This window comes from Teichococcus oryzae, from assembly GCF_008386565.1.
Taxonomy (GTDB): domain Bacteria; phylum Pseudomonadota; class Alphaproteobacteria; order Acetobacterales; family Acetobacteraceae; genus Pseudoroseomonas; species Pseudoroseomonas oryzae.
Genome location: NZ_VUKA01000074.1, coordinates 1 through 811 on the forward strand (window position 1 = coordinate 1; position 811 = coordinate 811).

The 811-nt window shown below is 68.6% G+C and carries 2 protein-coding genes; both read right to left on the reverse strand.

The genetic code is table 11. The features are described from left to right. Positions 1-66: 66 nt before the first annotated feature. Positions 67-414 (reverse strand): IS66 family insertion sequence element accessory protein TnpB, encoded by a 348-nt coding sequence (gene tnpB / locus F0Q34_RS21570; RefSeq protein WP_149814426.1) that lies wholly within the window; start codon positions 412-414, stop codon positions 67-69. Next, positions 411-782, reverse strand: coding sequence for an IS66-like element accessory protein TnpA (gene tnpA / locus F0Q34_RS21575; RefSeq protein WP_149814427.1), 372 nt, complete (start codon positions 780-782; stop codon positions 411-413). Before tnpA ends, tnpB begins: the two co-directional genes overlap by 4 nt. Positions 783-811 lie beyond the last annotated feature (29 nt).

Consider the following 811-nt stretch of genomic DNA (forward strand, 5'->3'; position numbering starts at 1 on the left):
CAGCCGCGACGGGCGTCATGCCGGAAGTGAATCAGGGACAGCCGCGCTTTGCCAGCACAATCGGGTTCAGCCCGCAGCCAGCGGCCTGTAGGTCCGCTGCGGATTCCGCCAGTCGATCCCCTCCAGCATGTAGGCCAACTGCGGGCCGGAGATGGACACCACCCCGTCGGCCGGTGAAGGCCAGATGAAGCGTCCTCGTTCCAGCCGTTTGGCATAGAGCGACATACCCAACCCGTCATACCAAAGGATTTTGACGAGATCACCGCGGCGGCCACGGAACACGTACAGATCGCCCGCGTGCGGATCGCGCCCAAGCGCCTCCTGCACCTGCAGCGCCAGGCCGTTCATGCCACGCCGCATGTCGGTATGACCTGCTGCCAGCCACACCCGTACGCCAGTAGGGACCGGGATCACCGGCGCAGCGCCGTCAGCACGCGCCGCAACGCGGCCGCATCCACATCGGCACCGACGCGCACACAGGTGCCGTCCGGCAGCACGATCTCGATCCGTGGATCGGTCCTGGCAACTCCAGGCGCCGCGAGTTCGGGCGGCACCGCATCGCTCACCTGCACCGGCAGGAACACCGGCCCGGCCATGTCACGTGCTGCCAGCCGCCCCTGCCGCAACTGTCGCCGCCAGTACCACAGCAGGCCGCGGCTGATGTCGTGCCGCCGCGCCACCTCCGACATGCGTGCCCCCGGCTGCTCCGCCTCGGCCAGCACGCGCAGCTTGTCCTCATCGCGCCAGCGTCTCCGCCGCTCCACGCCGGTGATGATCTCCATCCCGTCCCGTCCTTAGCGTCGCCCTTACG